General features: G+C 65.9%; 14 protein-coding genes. 8 read left to right on the top strand and 6 right to left on the bottom strand.

The genetic code is table 11. From position 1 onward, the window contains the following. Positions 1 to 30: 30 nt before the first annotated feature. From AC56LR_RS00145 to AC56LR_RS00130, 4 genes are all read right to left on the bottom strand, one after another. A complete protein-coding gene (locus AC56LR_RS00145; protein WP_497126116.1) occupies positions 31 to 1821 on the bottom strand; it encodes an ABC transporter ATP-binding protein in 1791 nt (596 codons plus the stop codon). Continuing rightward, entirely contained in the window at positions 1811 to 3562 is a 1752-nt protein-coding gene (locus AC56LR_RS00140) for an ABC transporter ATP-binding protein (protein WP_497126112.1), read from the bottom strand. The genes AC56LR_RS00145 and AC56LR_RS00140 overlap by 11 nt, the downstream gene beginning before the upstream one ends. Positions 3563 to 3672: 110 nt before the next feature. Then, the gene (locus AC56LR_RS00135; RefSeq protein WP_497126110.1) at positions 3673 to 4326 is read right to left on the bottom strand and encodes a phasin family protein; all 654 of its coding nucleotides are present in this window, start codon (positions 4324 to 4326) and stop codon (positions 3673 to 3675) included. Positions 4327 to 4340: 14 nt separating this feature from the next. Then, positions 4341 to 4538, bottom strand: a complete 198-nt coding sequence (locus tag AC56LR_RS00130) for a hypothetical protein (protein WP_497126106.1) — start codon at positions 4536 to 4538, stop codon at positions 4341 to 4343. On the opposite strand from AC56LR_RS00130, the gene AC56LR_RS00125 reads away from it, so the two are divergent. The 4 genes from AC56LR_RS00125 to AC56LR_RS00110 all read left to right on the top strand — a co-directional run bounded on the left by AC56LR_RS00125 (position 4537) and on the right by AC56LR_RS00110 (position 8033). After that, positions 4537 to 5829 (top strand): amidohydrolase family protein, encoded by a 1293-nt coding sequence (locus AC56LR_RS00125; RefSeq protein WP_497126104.1) that lies wholly within the window; start codon positions 4537 to 4539, stop codon positions 5827 to 5829. The two genes, AC56LR_RS00130 and AC56LR_RS00125, sit on opposite strands and share 2 nt — an antisense overlap. Before the next feature lie 64 nt (positions 5830 to 5893). After that, the gene (locus tag AC56LR_RS00120; RefSeq protein ID WP_497126102.1) at positions 5894 to 6421 is read left to right on the top strand and encodes a GNAT family N-acetyltransferase; all 528 of its coding nucleotides are present in this window, start codon (positions 5894 to 5896) and stop codon (positions 6419 to 6421) included. Beyond that, positions 6418 to 6957 carry a GNAT family N-acetyltransferase gene (locus tag AC56LR_RS00115; RefSeq protein ID WP_497126100.1) on the top strand — a complete coding sequence of 180 codons (540 nt, stop codon included), beginning with the start codon at positions 6418 to 6420 and terminating at the stop codon, positions 6955 to 6957. Before AC56LR_RS00120 ends, AC56LR_RS00115 begins: the two co-directional genes overlap by 4 nt. Before the next feature lie 89 nt (positions 6958 to 7046). Then, positions 7047 to 8033, top strand: coding sequence for a diacylglycerol/lipid kinase family protein (locus AC56LR_RS00110; protein WP_497126098.1), 987 nt, complete (start codon positions 7047 to 7049; stop codon positions 8031 to 8033). 80 nt (positions 8034 to 8113) lie between these two features. Here AC56LR_RS00110 and AC56LR_RS00105 read toward each other — a convergent pair whose 3' ends face one another. After that, positions 8114 to 9967, bottom strand: coding sequence for a glycoside hydrolase family 13 protein (locus AC56LR_RS00105; RefSeq protein WP_497126096.1), 1854 nt, complete (start codon positions 9965 to 9967; stop codon positions 8114 to 8116). A gap of 523 nt (positions 9968 to 10490) precedes the next feature. On the opposite strand from AC56LR_RS00105, the gene AC56LR_RS00100 reads away from it, so the two are divergent. The 3 genes from AC56LR_RS00100 to AC56LR_RS00090 all read left to right on the top strand — a co-directional run bounded on the left by AC56LR_RS00100 (position 10491) and on the right by AC56LR_RS00090 (position 16941). Next, positions 10491 to 13397 carry a TonB-dependent receptor gene (locus AC56LR_RS00100; RefSeq protein ID WP_497126094.1) on the top strand — a complete coding sequence of 969 codons (2907 nt, stop codon included), beginning with the start codon at positions 10491 to 10493 and terminating at the stop codon, positions 13395 to 13397. Positions 13398 to 13489: 92 nt separating this feature from the next. Then, positions 13490 to 15001: a tryptophan halogenase family protein gene (locus tag AC56LR_RS00095; RefSeq protein WP_497126092.1), complete on the top strand. Its 1512-nt coding sequence runs from the start codon at positions 13490 to 13492 to the stop codon at positions 14999 to 15001. A 167-nt stretch (positions 15002 to 15168) separates the two neighbouring features. Beyond that, the gene (locus AC56LR_RS00090) at positions 15169 to 16941 is read left to right on the top strand and encodes a DEAD/DEAH box helicase (RefSeq protein ID WP_497126090.1); all 1773 of its coding nucleotides are present in this window, start codon (positions 15169 to 15171) and stop codon (positions 16939 to 16941) included. A 134-nt stretch (positions 16942 to 17075) separates the two neighbouring features. Here AC56LR_RS00090 and AC56LR_RS00085 read toward each other — a convergent pair whose 3' ends face one another. Continuing rightward, on the bottom strand, positions 17076 to 17939 hold the full coding sequence (locus tag AC56LR_RS00085; protein ID WP_497126088.1) for an alpha/beta hydrolase: 864 nt from the start codon (positions 17937 to 17939) through the stop codon (positions 17076 to 17078). Between the two features lie 214 nt (positions 17940 to 18153). On the opposite strand from AC56LR_RS00085, the gene AC56LR_RS00080 reads away from it, so the two are divergent. Next, positions 18154 to 19491, top strand: coding sequence for an MFS transporter (locus AC56LR_RS00080; protein WP_497126085.1), 1338 nt, complete (start codon positions 18154 to 18156; stop codon positions 19489 to 19491). The last annotated feature ends 37 nt before the right edge of the window (positions 19492 to 19528 follow it).

Here is a 19528-nt window from a genome sequence, read left to right as displayed (position 1 = left end):
GGTCGGCAGAGCCGACCACCCTACGAAAATTCACCGGTCCACCGCTCCCTGCACCGCGATCTGCTGCAGCAAATACAGCCGCTGGTACAAGCCACCCTCGATGCGCATCAGGTCCTCGTGCGCGCCGGCTTCCGTGATGCGGCCGTGGTTCAGCACGATGATGCGGTCGGCCGCGCGGATCGTCGACAAGCGGTGCGCGATCGCGATGATGGTCACCTTGCCGCGCAATTCTTCCAGCGCTTCCTGCACGATCTGTTCGGTGGCGCTGTCGATGCGCGAGGTTGCTTCGTCCAGCAGCAGGATGCGCGGCTCGCCCGCCAGCGCGCGGGCTATCGCCACCAGCTGCTTCTGGCCCGAGGACAGCCTCGAGCCGCCTTCGCCGAGCTGGGTGTCGTAACCCTGTTCGAGCTGCGAGATGAAGCCGTGCGCATGCGCCGCACGCGCCGCCGCTTCGATCGCTTCTTCCGGCAGGCCGCGGCCCATGTCGATGTTCTCGCGCGCGGTGGCGGCCAGGATGAAGGGATCCTGCGGCACCAGGCCCACTTCGTTGCGGAAGCGCTCGTTGCCGATCGAGGCCAGCGGCAAGCCGCCGATATCGATGCTGCCCCGGTTCGGCGTGTAGTAGCGCAGCAGCAGCGAGAGCAGGGTGGACTTGCCGCTGCCGGTGTGGCCGACGATGCCGAAGAACGCGCCCTGCGGGATCTCCAGCGACAGGTCGTGCAGCACGGGCTGGCCGTCGATGTAGCCGAAGTTCAGGCCGCGCACGCGCACCGCCGGCGCCTTGGGGTCGAAGGCTGCATCGTTGCCGATCCGGCCCGTCGCGTGTTCGGCCGCGCCTGCTTCGTCCAGCAGCGCTTCCACGCGCGCGGTCGCGACCACCGCCTGCTGCAGGCCGCTGAACTGCATCGTGATCTGGATCAGCGGCTCGACCACGCGCGCGATATAGCTGATGAAGGCGTACAGCACGCCGACTTCGATGGCATTCATCTCGCGCCGGCCGAAACCGAAAATCACGATGGTGAGCAGCACCACGTTGAGCAGGTCGAGCGCGGGGCGCAGCAGGAAGGCGTTGGCCTTGAGTTCGGCCAGGCGCGCGGTGCGGTGGGCGCGGTTGGTGGCCAGGAAGCGCTCGCCGAAGCGCCCTTCGGCATTGCTGGCCTGGAGCACGCTCATGCCGCCGATCGATTCGGCCATCTGGCCATTGATGTCGCTGCGCAGGGCGCGCGCGCGGGTGACCGCCGGCGCCGACAGGCGCTGGTAGAGCCAGACGATGCCGACCACCGCCGGCACCAGCGCCAGCACCACCAGCATCAGGCGCCAGTCGAGCCAGGCCATCGCCACCAGGGTCCCGGTCAGCACGATGCTCGAATCGAGCATCACGAACAGCACCTGGATGTAGAGCGTCTTGACCGCCTCGGTATCGTTGGTCACGCGGCTGACCAGCTGGCCGGTGATGGCGCGGTCAAAGAAGCTCATGGGCAGGCGCAGCACGTGGCCATAGACCCATTCGCGCAGGCGCCGCACCGAGCGCATCGCCAGCCCCGACAGGCGGATCAGCTGCAGGTAGCGGATCCAGGACGAGGTCCAGCCGGTGAGCACCAGGCCGCCCAGCAGCAGCCAGATGCGCGGCCAGTCCAGGTTGCGCGTCAGGAGGTGGTCGTCGATCAGCATCTTGCCGAGCAGCGGTCCCACCACTTCGAGGGCGGCGGCCAACACCAGCCACAGCGTGGCCCAGTAGAGGTGGCGGCGGTCCGGGTATGCGGCGCGGCGCAGCAGGCGCGCGGCGTGCCGGGCCTGGACCTTCATGGCATCACTCTGCATCGATGCTGGCCTCCAGTTGTTGATAGCGCCACTGGCTGGCATACCAGCCGTCCAACAGCAGCAGTTCGTCGTGGGTGCCGGATTCCGTGATGCGGCCTTCGCGCAGCACCACGATGCGGTCGGCCGCGGCCACGCTCGACAGACGGTGGCTGGCGATGATGGCAGCGCGCTCCGGGCGCGCTGCGCGCAGTTCGGCCAGGTGCTCCAGGATGCGCGTCTCGGTGCCGGTGTCCACCGCCGACAGCGCGTCGTCGAGCAGCAGCAGCGCGCTGTCGGCCAGCAGCGCGCGCGCGATCGCCACGCGCTGGCGCTGGCCACCGGAGAGCGTGATGCCTTTTTCGCCTACCGGCGTGTCGTAACCCTGGGGGAAGCGCAGGATGTCGTCGTGGATCGAGGCCATGCGCGCGGCGTGTTCGATCTCCGCGCGCGAGGCGCCCGGGCGCGCCAGCGCGATGTTTTCCGCGATGGTGCTCGAGAACAGGAAGGACTCCTGCGGCACCCAGCTCAGGGCCGCGCGCAGCGCGCTCAATCGATATTCTTCCAGCCGGTGGCCGGCCCAGCTGACCGTGCCGTCTTGCGGCGTGGCCTGGCGCAGCAGCACGCGCAGCAGGGTCGATTTGCCGGCGCCGGTCGGGCCCACCAGCCCCAGGGTCTGGCCCGGCTCGATGGCCACCGAGACCCTGCTCAAGGCCGGGCGGTCCGCCTCGCCATAGGCGAAGCTGACGTCCTCGACGACCAGCGCGCCGCGCCCGACCTGGCTCAAGCTGCCCTTGTCGTCGACCGTCAGCGGCGCGTCCAGCAGCGGCTGCAGGCGGGCCAGGCCCGCGCGTCCGCGCTCGATCAGCGACAGCACCCAGCCGGCCGCGAACATCGGCCAGATCAGCTGGCCCAGGTACATCGAGAAGCTGGTCAACGCGCCGACGGTCAGCTCGTTGTTCCAGACCAGGTAGCCGCCCAGGCCCAGCGTCAGGCCCGTCGCTGCGCTCAAGGTCAGGCCGACGGCCGGCTCGTAGGCCGCTTCCCAGCGCTGCGCGGAGAGGCTGGCGTTGGCTGCATTGCCCGCCAGTTCGCTGAACTGGGCGGCGCTGCGTTCTTCCAGCCCGAGCGCGCGCAGGGTGCGCACGCCGGTGAGCGATTCCTGCACGTGGTCGTTCAGCGCCGAGAAGCGCTTGAGCGCATCGCCCTCGGCGGTGTGGATGTGCGAGGAGATGCGCCAGAAGGCCAGCGCCATCAGGGGGAAGGGCAGCAGGGCGATGCTGGCCAGGCGCCAGTCCACGCCGAGGGTCATGATCCCGAGGACCATCAAGAGGGTCAGGGTGCCGTCGAAGCCGGCCAGCATGGCTTCGCCGGCGGCCATTTCGATGGCGTCGATGTCGTTGGTGGCCAGCGCCATCAGGTCGCCGGTGCGCTGGCGCCCGAAGAAGGCCGGCCCTTGCGCGGCCAGGCGCGCGTACAGGCGGGTGCGCAGCTCGACGCCGAGGTTGTAGGCGGCCGAATACAGGCGGATGCGCCAGCCCACGCGCAGCACATAGATCGCCAGGCCGAGGCCGAGCAGCTGGGCCAGCCCCAGCAGTAGCGCATCCTGGTCGAGCCGGTGCGCGGCCAGGCCGTCGATCAGGGCGCCGACCTTACGCGGAATCAAGACCGTGCAGATGGCGACGCCGGCCAGCATGAAGGCCGACGAGACATAGGCATGCCAATGCCGGCGGACAAAGCCGCCGATCAGCCTTGCGAGACTCATGTACTTCCTTGGAGATGGTGTGCCCGAAAAACGACAAAGCGGGCCGAAGCCCGCTAGTGTAGACGCTTTGCCTGTCGGGCGCAGCGCCCGAGGCCGGAGCGTGGCGCCGTTTACTTCCTGCGCTTGGACGACGAGCCTTGAGCGACCTTCACCCGCACATTGGCTTCTTCGGCAGGCAGTGGGGCCGCAGCGGGATGCGGTGCGACGCCGGCCTGCGGCTCGCCCTGGCCGGCGGCCATGACGATCTCGGTCTGTTCGGCGACCGGCGCCGGTTCGGCGTCGATGGCCAGCCGCTCGGCCACCTGCTCCTGTTGCGCCACGACGACCGGCTCGGCCGATGCGTTGTGGACCGGCGCGGCTGGCGCTGCCGGCGCCTTCCCGCCCAGGGCAAACGGCTGGACGCTGCCGGCAATGCTCATCAGTTCACGGCTGTAGTCGAACAGGCTGTGCATCTGTTCTTCGGCGGCGCCGCCAAGGGTCAGGACGTCGCGCGGATCGCGCGAAGCGACCAGGGCCTGCGCCGCGCGGGTCGAGCGCTCGAGCGAGGCGCGCGAGGCGGCCAGGTTCAGGGCGAGGACGCGGCTGGCGCTGTCGAAGGCCTGCCTGGTGAACGACTGGAAGAAATCGACCTGAGTTTCGAACTGGGTCCGCAGCTGGGCCGGAATCTGGACGGGAAGCTGGGACGCCGGCTGGCCTGCGAACGGCGCCGAAAACGGGGTCTTGCCTGCTGCTGCTGCGAAAAATTGTTCTGCAAGTGAAGTCATATGATTTCCTTTAGTCATTTATGGCGCGCTGCAATATCGGCTAGTGTAGCCATGATTGCACGAGCTTGCAAAGGTATATTGCTATATTCTTGAGCAGAAATATTGCGGTGCAGCATTACCAATGCAGGCTGCATGCGTGACGGTTCCAGTCCGGCAAGCTCGAAGCGGCCATTCGTCGCTACAATCAGCAAAACACAACGGAGCGCACGCATGGATCTCGTGATTCGCAACGCCACCCTGCCGGACGGCAGCCGCGGCATCGACATCGGCATCAAGGATGGCCTGGTGGCCGCCGTGGAAGCGCGGCTCGCCGCGCAGGGCGCACGCGAGATCGACGCCGGGGGCGACCTGGTCACTCCGCCTTTCGTGGACCCGCACTTCCACATGGATTCGGTGCTCAGCCATGGCCTGCCGCGCGTGAACCGCAGCGGCACCCTGCTGGAGGGCATCCAGTTATGGGGCGAACTCAAGCCGCTGCTGGCGCAGGAGGCGCTGATCGAGCGCGCCTTGCAGTATTGCGACTGGGCGGTGGCGCGCGGCCTGCTGGCGATCCGCAGCCACGTCGATATCTGCGACAACCGCCTGCTTGCCGTCGAGGCGCTGCTGGAAGTCAAACGGCGCGTGGCGCCTTATCTCGACCTGCAACTGGTTGCGTTTCCGCAGGACGGCATCCTGCGCAGTCCTGGCGCCTTCGACAACCTCAAGCGCGCCATCGCGATGGGCGTGGACGTGGTGGGCGGGATCCCGCATTTCGAACGCACGATGGCGCAGGGCGCCGAATCGGTGCGCCTGCTGTGCGAGTTCGCGGCCGAACAAGGCCTGCGGGTGGACATGCATTGCGACGAGACCGACGACCCGATGTCGCGCCACATCGAGACCCTGGCCTACGAGACCCAGCGCCTCGGCCTGCAGGGGCGGGTGGCCGGCTCGCACCTGACCTCGATGCATTCGATGGACAACTACTATGTGAGCAAGCTGCTGCCCCTGATCGCCGAAAGCGGCGTGGCGGCGATTGCCAACCCCCTGATCAACATCACGCTGCAGGGCCGCCACGACAGCTATCCGAAGCGGCGCGGCATGACCCGCGTGCCGGAGCTGCTGGCCGCCGGCGTGGACGTCGCCTTCGGCCACGACTGCGTGCTCGACCCGTGGTACGGCATGGGCTCGGGCGACATGCTGGAGGTGGCGCACATGGGACTGCACGTGGCCCAGATGACGGGCAGCGAGGCGATGCACCAGTGCTTCCTGGCGGTGACCGAGACGCCGGCGCGCATCCTCGGTTTGCAGGGATATGGTCTGGTGCCGGGCTGCCGGGCCGACCTGGTGCTGCTCGATGCCGGGTCGACCGTGGAGGCGATCCGCCTGCGCGCGGCGCGCCGGCTGGTGATCCGGCGCGGGGCCGTCATCGCCGAGGCGCCGTCCGCGCGCGCGACCCTGCACCTGCCCGGGCGGCCCGAGGCCACCGGTTTCCGGCATGTGCCTCAGGGTGCGCACGATACGTGAAGAGACTGGCAATCCCGGCTAAAATAGGCCGCTTTCAAGTTTCGGCAATGTATCCCAAGGCTCCGTGAAAGACATTCAGATCCGCCCGGCCGGCGACCAAGACTTCGACGCGATATGGAGCATCTTCAGTGCCCATGTCGCCGCCGGCGAAACCTACCCGTTCACCACCGCGACCTCGCGCGAGGCGGGCCATGCCTACTGGCTCGGCCCCGACGTGACCAGCTTCGTCGCGACCTCGAACAACTCGCGGGTGCTCGGCATGTACCGCCTCATCCCGAACCAGGTCGGGCGCGGCCACCACGTGGCCAACGCCTCCTACATGGTCAGCCCGTCGGCGCAGGGCGCCGGCGTCGGCCGCATGCTGGGTGAGCACAGCCTCGACGAAGCGCGTCGCCAGGGTTACCTGGCCATGCAGTTCAACTATGTGGTGAGCACCAATACCGCGGCCGTGCGGCTCTGGAAAAAACTCGGCTTCTCGATCGTCGGCACCCTGCCCAAGGCCTACCGCCACAAGGCGCTGGGCTATGTGGACGCCTACGTGATGTACCAGCTGCTGCAGGACCCGGACCACTGGCCGACGGCGGACGCATGATGGCCGAATCCTCCAGCGGCCGCGCCGACATCCTGCGCACCGCGCGCCTGCGCCTTCGCCTGGCCGACCCGGGCGATTGCGCCTTCTACCTCGAACTCGTGAACGACCCCGCCTTCATCGCCCACATCGGCGACCGCGGGCTGCGCACGCTGGAGGCCGCGGCGCGCGCCATCGAAGAAGGACCGGTGGCGATGCAAAGCGCGCGCGGCCATTCGCTGTACGTGGTGGAGCTGTTTGATTGCGGCACGCCGATCGGGCTGTCGGGCCTGGTCAAGCGCGATGCGCTGCAGGACGTGGACATCGGCTACGCCTTCCTGGCGCGCCACCGCGGGCAAGGCTATGCCTTCGAGGCCGCGCAGGCCGTCGCCGGCCATGCGCGCACGCTGGGCCTGACACGCCTGGCGGCGATCACCGACCCCGACAACGCGGCCTCGATCGGACTGCTGCGCAAGCTGGGCATGCGCTTCGAGCGCTTCGCGGAGCTGGTGCCCGGCCAGTCCGGGGTCAATGTTTACATGATGGACCTGGCGCCCTAGGAAAAGGGAAACGGAACGCGGTCGGATACGGGCTGGTGTTACGATGGTCTTGTTACATCGTCCATATGCCATTCACCCGAAAACCATCGATGCCGACCACCGAGCCGAGTCCAGACGCGCCTTTTTTCATTGTCCTCAATGCCGGATCGGGTCATTCCGAAACCGAGTTGCGCCGCTCGACCATCGAAACCGTGCTGGCCGCCGCCGGCCGCAGCTGCCATCTCGAGCTGGTCGACGATCCGGCGGAGCTGCAGGCCATCGCGCGCAGCATGGCGGCGCGCGCCATTGCCGCCGGCGGCATCCTGGTGGCGGCCGGCGGCGACGGCACCATCAACACGGTGGCCCACGAAGCCGTGCTGGCAGGCTGCACCTTCGGCGTGCTCCCGCAGGGCACCTTCAATTATTTCGGCCGCACCCACGGCATTCCCGAAGACCTGGGCGAAGCCGTGTATGCGCTGCTGCGCGCCCACGTGCGGCCGGTGCAGGTGGGCGTGGTCAACAACAAGGTCTTCCTGGTCAACGCCAGCGTCGGGCTGTACCCGAAGCTGCTCGAAGAGCGCGAAATCGACAAGGCGCAGTACGGGCGCAGCCGGCTGGTGGCCTTTTTCTCGGCGGTCAAGATCATGCTGCGCCCCGCGCGCCACCTGCGCATCACGCTCGAACTCGACGGCAAGGAGCGGCGCCTGCGCACCACGACGCTGTTCATCGGGAACAACCGGCTGCAGCTCGAGCAGGTCGGCATGGATGGCCTCACCGAGGCGGTCGAAGAAGGGCAGCTGGCGGCCATCGCCCCGCGGCCGATGGGCAGGCTGGGCCTGATCGGCTTGCTGGTGCGCGGCGCGCTGGGCCGGCTGGGCGACGCCGACGTCGAAGCCTTCGCCTTCAAGCGCCTGACGGTGCGCACGCCGGCCGTGTATGGCCGCAAGCGCATGAAGGTGGCGGCCGACGGCGAGGTCGAGCCGATGGCCATGCCGCTGGAGTTCCGCGTGCTGGAAGGGCGGCTTTACCTGATGGTGCAGGGGGCCTCGCGCAAGGAACCGCGCTCGGCGCCGGATGTAGGGTTCGAAACCGCGTGAGGTAGCCGGTCGTCCGTAGGGTGGGCGGGTTTCCCGCCCACCCTACGAGCAGGCGACGACGCTTGCGTGATCGGCCAGGTTCAATTAGCCGCGTCCAGCTCGAGGATCACGCTCGCCTTGGCCGGCAAGCGCAATTCGCTACGCAAATCGAAGCGCTTCCCGCTCAACACATCCACGCCGCCCGCCACGCCGGCCAGCATTTCGCGGAAGCGCGCGGCATCGAGCACCATCTCCTTCGCATTGGCGTTGAAAGCCACCAGCACCTTCTTCTCGCCGTCGTAGCGGAAATACACATAGGTGTTGGCCTGCGGCCCGAAGTGCATCAGCTTGCCGTGGTGGATGACCGGCTGGCCCTTTCGCCAGTTGGCCAGCCTGCGCACCAGGTCCTGCGCCGCCTTCTGCTGCGCGCCCAGGCCCTTGCCGGCGAAGGCATCGACCTTGTCGCCGGCCCAGCCGCCGGGGAAGTCGCTGCGGTAGCTGACGTCGTTGCGCTCTTTGGTGGCGCTGGTCATCAGGATCTCGTCGCCGACGTAGAACTGGGGGATGCGCGGCAGCGTCATCAGCATCACCAGGGCCATGCGGTAGCGCTCGAAGTCTTCGCCGACCACGCTCCAGATGCGCGACATGTCGTGGTTGTCCGCAAACAGTACCAGGTTGCCCGGCTCCGGGTACAGGTAATCCAGCGATAGCGTCTCGTACACGTCGCCGAAGACGTTGCGGCCCTCCTTGTCGGCCAGCGCGGTGCGCAGGCTTTCCGCCACCGGGAAGTCCATCAGGCTCGGGGTCGAGGCGCGGTAGCCGTCGAAGTTGTGCTTGCCGCGCTGCCAGCGCGCCACCACCGGCACCAGCTTGCTCCATTCCTCGCCCACCATGTTCAGCTTCGGGTATTCGGCCATGATGCGGCGCGTGTACTCGGACAGGAAGGCGCCGTCCGAATAGCCGAAGGTGTCGATGCGCAGGCCCGACAGGCCCGCGTACTCGATCCACCAGATGTTGTTCTGGATGAGGTAATTCGCCACCAGCGGGTTGGACTGGTTCAGGTCGGGCATGCTCTCGACGAACCAGCCGCGCGTGAAGTTGTCTGCGTCTTCCTTCGATGCATACGGATCCTGCACGGCGGTGCGGTGGTGCTGGGTCGGCACGAACTTGCCGTAGTTGACCCAGTCCGGCGCCGGCAGGTCCTTCATCCACCAGTGCGACTTGCCGATGTGCGAGAGCACCACGTCCTGGATCAGGCCGATGCCGCGGCGCCTGGCCTCTTGCCCCAGGCGGCGGAAATCGGCATTGCTGCCGTAGCGCGGGTCGATGCGGTAATGGTCGGTCGCGGCATAGCCATGGTACGAGTAGGCCGGCATGTCGTTCTCGACCAGGGGCGTGGGCCACAGCTGGGTGAAGCCCATGTCCTTGACGTAGTCGAGGCGGTCGATGATGCCCTGGATGTCGCCGCCGTGGCGTCCGGAGCCGTTGGCGCGGTTGGCCTTTTCCAGCGTGTCCGGGGTGCTGTCGTTGGTCGTGTCGCCATTGGCGAAACGGTCGGGCATCACCTGGTAGATCGCATCGCTGCTGTTGAAACCCACGCGCCGGCTCGACCCCTGTTCGCGCGCGAGCAGCTGGTAGGGATAGCTGGCCTGGCGATTGGCGCCCTTGAACAGGATCTCGAACTTGCCCGGCTTTGCGTCCTCTTCGACCATCAGGTCGATGAACAGGTAGTTCTTGCTGGGCACCCGGGTGACGCTGGCGATGCGCACGCCGGGATAGGAGAGCGAGGGTTCCAGCTCGGCGATGCGCTCGCCATGCACCATCAGCTGCAGGCCCTTGTGCTGCATGCCGGCCCACCAGAAGGGCGGCTCCATGTGGGCGATGGCGGGGGACTGGGCAAAGGCGGGAGCAAGTGCGGCGCTGCCGAGGAGGATGCTGGCGAAGAGCTGTCTCATGGGATCTGGGGCGTCCACGGTTCGCGTCGCCCCGGCGCGTAGTCAGACTACACGTATGTGCCAAGCTTGAAGCCGTGTGAACTGCCGCGCGTAGTTATATTGCGTAAAGAATACTACAGAAGGGACAGACGAGACAAACCACGGATGCCCGTTTATCTAGTCAAAGTACACCTTTCTATAAGGTAATCTTCATTTCCACATCGAATTATCAGCTCCGCTTCTAACGCGATGCACTAGCATGGTGCGACCGCCTCCGAAATGGCATTGCTGAGGTGCATTTGTAGTCCGACTACAATGCCTTGGCCCGAGCTCTGTAGCCCAAATACAACGCAAAACACCTGGTTTCACGCCTGCTTTTGTAAAATCATGCCATTATCGTAGTTACAAGCAACTCTCGTTGACAGTGCATCTAGTTTTAGTACAAAATTCTCGGCAGAACGTCTAAATCGTTGGCTTGGGGCTGCTGTGCTGCCTGTTGCGCTGTAGTTTCGAGAAAATAAAATCTGTCTTTTTGAGGGGACACATGAACATCTTCGCAACCAAGCGCGTCGCTCCGGCCCGCCTTGCATTTCAACTGAGCCCGGTCGCCGCAGGCTGCGCCGTATTCCTGTCCGTGTTCGCGGGCAGCGCCTATGCGCAAGCGACCGCGCAGGACAACACCACCACCACGACCAGCGCCACCTCGAGCGTCGCGACCGCACCGGCTTCGGCCGAGCAGGCCGCCGCCGCCGCCGAGCCGACGCCGCCGGGCTCGACTGCCCAGCCTGGCGTCGCGACGGTCCAGGTCACCGGTATCCGCCGCGGTATCGAAGCTGCGATCTCGATCAAGAAGAATTCCAGCTCGATCGTCGAAGCCATTTCGGCCGAAGACATCGGCAAGCTGCCTGACCAGAGCGTGGCCGAGTCGATCTCGCGCCTGCCTGGCGTGTCGGCCCAGCGTAGCCGCGGCTCGGGCAGGGCAGCGGACATCTCGGTGCGCGGCCTGTCGCCAAGCTTCAACGGCACCCTGCTCAACGGCCGCGAAATGGCCTCGACCGGCAACGCCCGCTCGCCTGAATTCGACCTGTTCCCGGCCGAGCTGATGGGTTCCATCGTCATCTACAAAACCCCGGACGCGAGCGTCATCGGCCAGGGCCTGGCTTCGACCATCGACCTGCGCACCGTGCAGCCGCTCGATTTCAGCAAGCGCACCGTCGCCGTCAGCTACAAGAAGACCCGCCTCGGCGTGAAGCACCCTGACGGCCTGCCGGAAGGCGACGGCAAGCGCGCGACCCTGTCGTACGTCGACCAGTTCGCCGACCGCACCATCGGCGTGGCAGTCGGCTTTACCCGCTACGAAGAAACCGGCGGCGGCCAGACCACCTTCAATTCCTGGGGCACCGCGGACATGGCGTACAACGGCGCCACCGTGAAGACTCCGGGCGGCTTCGGCTACGACACCGTGGTCGACTCGCACGAACGTGATGGCGCTTTTGCGTCGCTCCAGTTCCGTCCTAACAAGAACTTCAAGTCGACCGTCGACCTGTTCTACTCGGCAGGCGAGACCGGCCAGAAGAAGACCGGCTTCGAAGGCGGCGTGGCCTACAACGCCGGCGGCGCCTACGAGCTGCCGCACGTGCTCAGCGCAGCCACCGTGACCAACGGCGTCGCCACCACCGGCACCATCAGCAACTGGAAAGGCGTGGTGCGTAACCACTACGAAGGCGCCAAGGACGATCTGAAGACCATCGGCTGGAACAGCGAACTGAAGATCGCCGACTGGACCACCGCCGCCGACCTGACCTGGTCGAAAGCGACCAAGCTGAGCTCGCGCTACGAAACCACTGCCGGTATCGCCGGCCGTGCCCAGGACACCCTGAAGTACGCCAATTTCAACGGCTCGAACGTTACCCAGGTGCAGTACACCCCGGGCTCGAACTACGCCGACCGCGGCGTTGCGCGCCTGACCGACGTGATGGGCTGGTCCGGCGGCGAAGCCTCGCCACAGGCCGGTTACCTGGCCCAGCCTTACATCGAGGACGAAGTCAAGGCGATCCGCCTGACCGCCAAGAAGGCCGTCGAATGGGGCCCACTGGTGGGCACCAGCTACGGCTTCAACCATACCTCGCGCGACAAGGCGCGTACCGGTCCTGAAGGTCGCCTGGTGATCAAGGGCGGCAGCGGTCCTTACGCGGCCACCGCCGTGCCGGGCAGCGACATCGCCCAGGCAGGCAATTCGGGCTTCAACGTGGTGTCGTGGGATCCGCGCGGTTCGCTCGGCAGCGTGTACGAACTGGCGCCGAAGGTCGACGCCGACATCTACAACAAGTACTGGGACGTGAGCGAGCGCATCAACACCGCCTATGTCATGGGCGACCTGGAAGGTGAACTGTTCGGTCTGAACTACCGCGGCAACGCCGGCCTGCAGGCGATCCACACCAACCAGACCGGCGGCGGTTTCGTCATCGACAAGGCGCGTTGCACCGGCAATACCGCCCAGACCTGCCCGGCGCAGCGCGTGAGCGAAGGCGACAGCTACTGGGATGTCCTGCCGAGCATGAACCTGTCGTTCGACCTGAAGAACGAGCAGAAGGTACGCCTGGGCATGGCCAAGGTGGTCTCGCGCGCCAACCTGGACGACCTGCGCGCCGGCGGCAACTTCGGCCTGGCGACCCAGGGCGTGTCGATCCTGACCGGCGGCGCCGGCAACCCGCAGCTCAAGCCGTTCCGCGCCAAGGCCTTCGACCTGTCGTACGAGAAGTACTTCGGCAACAAGGGCTACATCAGCGCTGCTTACTTCTACAAGAAGCTCGACAGCTACATCATCCGCGTGCCGCGCGCCTTCGACTTCGGCCCGTTCGTCACCCCGACGACCGCGCTGCCGCTGACCGGCCCGTACAAGGGTTCGACCGTGGGCCTGCTGAACCAGCCGATCAACGGCGATGGCGGCAACCTGAAGGGCTTCGAAGTGGCCGTGAACGTGCCGTTCTCGATGCTGACCGAGTACCTGGACGGCTTCGGCGTGATGGTCAACCACTCGGACACCAAGAGCAACGTCAACCTGCCGGAAACGGGCTTTGCCAACGTGAACGGCGACATGACCAGCATCCCGCTGCCGGGCCTGTCGCGCAAGGTCACCAACCTGCGCCTGTACTACGAGAAGAATGGCTTCCAGATCGCTGCCGCGGCGCGCAAGCGTTCGAGCTTCCTGGGCCAGGTGTCGGACTTCCAGGACAACGCGCAGCTGACCTTCATCAAGGGTGAGACCATCGTCGACCTGCAGGCATCGTACGAGATCCAGCGCGGCTGGCTCAAGGGCGTGAGCCTGTACGCCCAGGCGCAGAACTGGAATAACGCACCGTTCCTGGAGTACACCACCGACGAAGAAAACCCGTCGAACCGCCGCGCCTACGGCCGTACCTACCACTTCGGCGCCAGCTACAAGTTCTAAGCTTGATCTGAGCTGACTGCGGTAAAGTAACGACCCCTGCCGGGCACCCGCCTGCCAGGGGTCGTTTTTTGTATTGCATCCGGACGAACAACATGCACAACGAACCAATCAAAGACATCGTCATCGTCGGCGGCGGCACCGCCGGCTGGATGACCGCCGCGGCGCTGTCGACCATGCTCAACGGCCGCTACAACATCCGCCTCGTCGAATCCGACGAAATCGGCATCGTCGGCGTCGGCGAAGCGACCATCCCGATGATCCAGCGCTTCAACCGCGTGCTCGGCATCGACGAGCACGAATTCATGCGCGAGACCCAGGGCAGCTTCAAGCTCGGGGTCGAATTCGTCAACTGGGGCAAGCTGGGCGAGCGCTACATGCACGGCTTCGGGCGCCTGGGCCAGGACCTGGCCACGGTGCCCTTCGACCAGTACTGGCAGAAGATGCGCCGCGCGGGCAAGGCCGCGCCGCTCGAGGAATACTCGATCTCGCGCATGGCCGCCAAGGCCAACAAGTTCATGCCGGCCCGGCACGACGTGCCGAACTCGCCGCTGCGCGATATCGCCTACGCCTACCACTTCGACGCCAGCCTGTACGCGCGCTACCTGCGCAAGCTGGCCGAGTCGCGCGGCGTCATCCGCATCGAGGGCAAGATCACCCGCGCCACCCAGCGCGAAGGCGATGGCCACATCGACGCCGTGGTGCTGGAGAGCGGCGAGCGGGTCGAGGGCGAGCTGTTCATCGACTGCTCGGGCTTCCGCGGCCTGCTCATCGAGCAGACCCTGCAGACCGGCTACGAAGACTGGAGCGGCTGGCTGCCGAGCGACCGCGCCCTGGCCGTGCCCTGCGAATCCGTGGCCGCCATGACGCCCTACACCCGCGCGACGGCGCACCAGTCGGGCTGGCAGTGGCGCATCCCGCTGCAGCACCGCACCGGCAATGGCCACGTCTACTGCAGCCGCTTCATCAGCGACGACGAAGCCGCCGGCACGCTGCTGGCGAACCTGGACGGCAAGGCGCTGGCCGAGCCGCGCCTGATCAAGTTCCAGACCGGCATGCGCAAGCAGGCGTGGAACCGCAACGTGGTCGCCGTCGGCCTGGCCGGCGGTTTCCTGGAGCCGATCGAATCGACCAGCATCCACCTGATCCAGTCGGCGATCCAGCGCCTGATCGACTTCTTCCCGGACCGCCGCTTCAGCAGCGTGGACCGCGACGAATTCAACCGCCAGTCGCGCTTCGAATACGAGCGCGTGCGCGATTTCATCATCCTGCACTACAAGCTGAACCAGCGGACCGACTCAAGCTACTGGACGGAATGCGCCCACATGGCCATTCCCGAGACCCTGCAGCGCAAGATGGACATGTACCGTTCGCACGGGCGCGTGGTCCGGGTCGACAGCGAATTGTTCTCGGAAGTCGGCTGGATCCAGGTGCTGGAAGGGCAGAACATGCCGATCGACGGCTACCATCCGCTGGCCGACACCCAGTCGGAAGCGGACATCGCCGATTACCTGGAAAGCGTGCGCAGCGTGATCGCCCAGTGCGTGAAGGTGATGCCGACGCACAACGAGTACATCGCCAAAATGTGCCCGGCCAAAAAGATGTAGCGTTTACCTGTATCATTCGCGGCCCCGTGCGCAAAGCTGCATGGGGCCGTTTTTCATGGGACGGGCGGGTTTCCCCGCCGCCCCACACCCCGCCGTTCCAAATTGTGCCCGCCCTCTTTGTGCAAGAGAGTAAACTGGCGGTTTAGTTCCGTTTTTGAAAGTTTTCTATGTCAGACACCCCCCTCCCGTCGTTTTCCGACCTCGAACTGTCGGCGCCCGTCCTCAAGGCGCTGAAGGACGTCGGCTACGAAACGCCGTCGCCGATCCAGGCTGCAACCATCCCGCTGCTGCTGGCCAACCGTGACGTGCTCGGGCAGGCCCAGACCGGCACCGGCAAGACCGCGGCCTTCGCGCTGCCGATCCTGTCGAACATCGACATCAAGCAAATGACGCCCCAGGCGCTGGTGCTGGCGCCGACGCGCGAGCTGGCGATCCAGGTGGCCGAGGCCTTCCAGACCTACGCTGCCCACATCAAGGGCTTCCACGTGCTGCCGATCTACGGCGGCCAGAGCTACGGCCCGCAGCTGCAGGCGCTGCGCCGCGGCGTGCACGTCATCGTCGGCACCCCGGGCCGCGTGATCGATCACCTCGAAAAAGGCTCGCTCGACCTCTCCAAGCTCAAGACGCTGGTGCTGGACGAAGCCGACGAAATGCTGCGCATGGGCTTCATCGACGACGTCGAGCAGATCCTGAAAAAGACCCCGGCCGAGCGCCAGACCACGCTGTTCTCGGCCACCATGCCGCCGGCGATCAAGCGCATCGCCAAGACCTACCTGCGCGACCCGCAAGAAGTGACCGTCGCGGCCAAGACCGGCACCGCCGAGAACATCACCCAGCGCTACTGGCTGGTGTCGGGCATGCAGAAGCTGGAAGCGCTGACCCGCATCCTCGAAGCCGAGCCGTTCGACGGCATGATCATCTTCGCCCGCACCAAGCTCGGTACCGAAGAACTGGCGACCAAGCTGCAGGCGCGCGGTTTCGCCGCCGTCGCCATCAACGGCGACATGGCCCAGCAGGCACGCGAGCGCACCATCGAGCAGCTCAAGAACGGCAAGATCGACATCCTGGTGGCGACCGACGTCGCCGCGCGCGGCCTCGACGTCGAGCGCATCAGCCACGTGATCAACTACGACGTGCCGTCGGACCCGGAAAGCTATACCCACCGCATCGGCCGTACCGGCCGTGCGGGCCGCAGCGGCGACGCCATCCTGTTCATCACCCCACGCGAGCGCAGCCTGCTCAAGGCCATCGAGCGCGCCACGCGCCAGCCGGTGTCGCAACTGACGCTGCCGACCGTGAAAGCCGTGAACGACGTGCGCATCGCCAAGTTCAAGGACCAGATCACCGAAGTGCTGGCCGCCGGCGGCCTGGAGCAGTTCCGTTCGCTGATCGAGGAATACGAGCGCGAGCAGAACGTGCCGGCCGTCGACATCGCCGCCGCGCTGGCCAAGCTGGGCCGCGGCGACGTGCCGCTGCTGATCGAGCGTCCGGACCGCGAGCCGCGTGCCGAATTCGCGCCGCGCGAAGCCTCCGGCACCTGGGAAGACCGTCCTGCACGTGCACCGCGCGAAGCACGCGAAGCGCGTGAACCGTCGTTCAAGAAAGAGCGCGTGGCGCGCGAGTCCGAGCCGGGCATGGCCACCTTCCGCATCGAAGTCGGCCACCAGCACGGCGTCAAGCCGGGCAACATCGTCGGCGCGATCGCCAACGAAGCCAACATCCCGTCGAAGTACATCGGCCGCATCGAGATCTACGACGACTTCAGCACGCTCGACCTGCCGGACGACATGCCGCCGGATCTGGTCAGCCACCTGAAGACCGTGTGGGTGGCGGGGCAGCAGCTGAACATCACGCGCGATGGTGAAACGCCGTCGGCCCCGTCGGAAAAGAAGAAGTCGTTTACGAAGGCGGGCACGAAAAAGCCGCATCGCAAAGGGTAAAGTACGTCGTAGGGTGGGCGGCTTTGCCGCCCGCGCGTTCAAACCACGGATGCATTGATATACCGCGTTCATTCGACCGAATGTTGAACGCGCGGGGGCACGTCAGGCCACTGGCCTGACGTGCCCTGCCCACCCTACATGCGCTCAGCCGCAAACATCCACAGCAGCGCCTCGCGCAACTCCCCCGACCAGAACTTCTCGTTGTGCTCCGCCCCCGGCACGATCTTCAACACCGTGTTGGTCGCCGGATGCCCGGTCTTGTGCACCACCTCGGCCATGCGCTTGACGTCCGCCACCATCTCCGGACCTTCCTTCTCGCCCATCAGCATGAATACCCGCGCGTCTTTCGGCACCGGCTTGGCTGCCACGAAGCCGAACGAGGGTTGCGCCGTCCAGTAAGCAGGCGAGAACACGCCGGCCTTGCTGAACACGTCCGGATACTGCGCCAGCGCGTAGTGCGAGGCCAGGCCGCCCATCGAGCTGCCCATGATGGCGGTGTGCTGGCGGCCGGGCAAGGTGCGGTAGCGCTGGTCGACCAGGGGCTTCAGGGTCTTGACGATGAAGTCCGTGTATTCGCGGCCCTCGGCGGCGCCGAAGCGTTCGCTGTTCCAGGCGTTGAGCTCTGTCATGCGCTTCTCGCCGCCGTTGTCGATGCCGACCACGATCAGTTCCAGTTTGCCTTCCTTGGCCAGCGCGTCAAGGGTCTCGTCCACCTTCCATTCGCCCGCATAGGCGGTGGCGGTGTCGAACAGATTCTGGCCGTCGTGCATGTACAGTACCGGGTAGCGCTTGTTTGAGGCGGCATAGCCGGGCGGCAGGTAGAGCCGCACCAGGCGCTTGCGCTTCAGGCCCGCCATTTCCAGCGGTTCGCCCAGCAGGCTTACACCCGGCAGGGCGGTCGAGGCCTTGGGCGCCTCGACCTTGTCGGCGGCGGCAGCCGGCAGGCACAGGCCAGCTGCGAACAAGAGCGGAAGGGCAGGGCGGAAAAGCAAGCGCATAAGGGAGTCTCCTGAGGTGAATTCTTCTGTTGTTTGACTACAGAAACGGGCTATTTTAGCCTCGGTGTTGTGGCGATTCTACTATGAGAGCTCTTCGATTGACACCCATAAATCCCCATGTTATTTTGCTACAGCTTTGAGTAGGCTGTACCACTTCAGCCTGCCGACATCACACGAGAGCCCGGCATCCTTTCGGGCCAGATTGGGGACACACATGGATATGCACACCGGCGTGATCAAGCCGCGCCTGTCGTTCTGGCAGCTCTGGAACATGAGCTTCGGCTTCTTCGGCATCCAGTTCGGCTTCGCGCTGCAGAACGCCAACACCAGCCGCATCTTCTCGACGCTCGGCGCCGACCCCGACAACCTGCCCCTGTTCTGGCTCGCCGCGCCCGTCACGGGCCTGCTGGTACAGCCCATCATCGGCTACCTGAGCGACAACACCTGGCACCCGAAATGGGGCCGCCGCCGTCCGTTCTTCTTCATCGGCGCCGTGCTGGCCGCGATCGCGCTGTTCCTGATGCCTAATTCCTCGGTGCTGTGGATGGCCGTAGCCGTGCTGTGGCTGATGGACGCCGCCATCAATGTGTCGATGGAGCCGTTCCGCGCCTTCGTCGGCGACAAGCTCGATGTCTCGCAGCAGACCGCCGGCTACGCGATGCAGACCTTCTTCATCGGCTGCGGCGCGGTGATCGCTTCGCTCCTGCCGACCTTCTTCGAATCGATGGGGGTGTCCAACGAAGCGGTGGGCGGCCTGATTCCGGACACCGTGCGCTATTCCTTCTATGCCGGCGGCGCCATCTTCTTCCTGGCCGTGCTCTGGACCGTGCTCACCGCCGACGAGCTGCCGCCGCCAGACCTGGCGGCCTTCGACAAGCAGCGCAAGCACGCCCGCAGCATCAAGGTCGCGCTGGCAGAGATCATCGGCGGCTTCGCCAAGATGCCCAAGACCATGGTGCAGCTGGCCTTCGTGCAGTTCTTCACCTGGATCGCGCTGTTCGCGATGTGGATCTACACCGGCTCGGCCATCGCCGATAACGTCTTCGGCACCACCGACGCGCAGTCGTCCGCCTTCCAGTCGGCCGGCAGCTGGGTCGGCATCATGTTCGCGGTCTACAGCGGCGTCTCGGCGCTGGCCGCCTTCATCCTGCCGATTTTCGCGCGCGCCACCAGCCGCAAGACCGTGCACGCGACCTGCCTGGCCATCGGCGGCCTGAGCCTGGCCAGCATCTATTTCATCACCGACAAGCAGACCCTGATGCTGCCGATGATCGGCGTCGGCCTGGCTTGGGCCTCGATCCTGACCATGCCCTACGCGATCCTGGCGGGCTCGCTGCCGGCCAAGCGCATGGGCTATTTCATGGGCCTGTTTAACTTCTTCGTCGTGATCCCGCAGATCTGCAGCGGCCTGCTGCTGGGCGGCGTGACCAAGCATTTCTTCGGCGGCCACACGGTGCAGACCCTGGTGCTGGGCGGCGCCTGCATGCTGATCGCGGCCGTGCTGACGTTGTTCGTCACCGACCGGGCGGCCCCGGCCAAGGCTGTGGCCTGAACCACGCCGCGCGCGCCAGTGATTTCGCGCCTGTCGT

This window comes from Telluria sp. ZT3P39 (assembly GCF_059685935.1).
The sequence above is the reverse complement of the archived record's forward strand: the minus strand, read 5'-3'. Positions and strand labels throughout refer to the sequence as shown.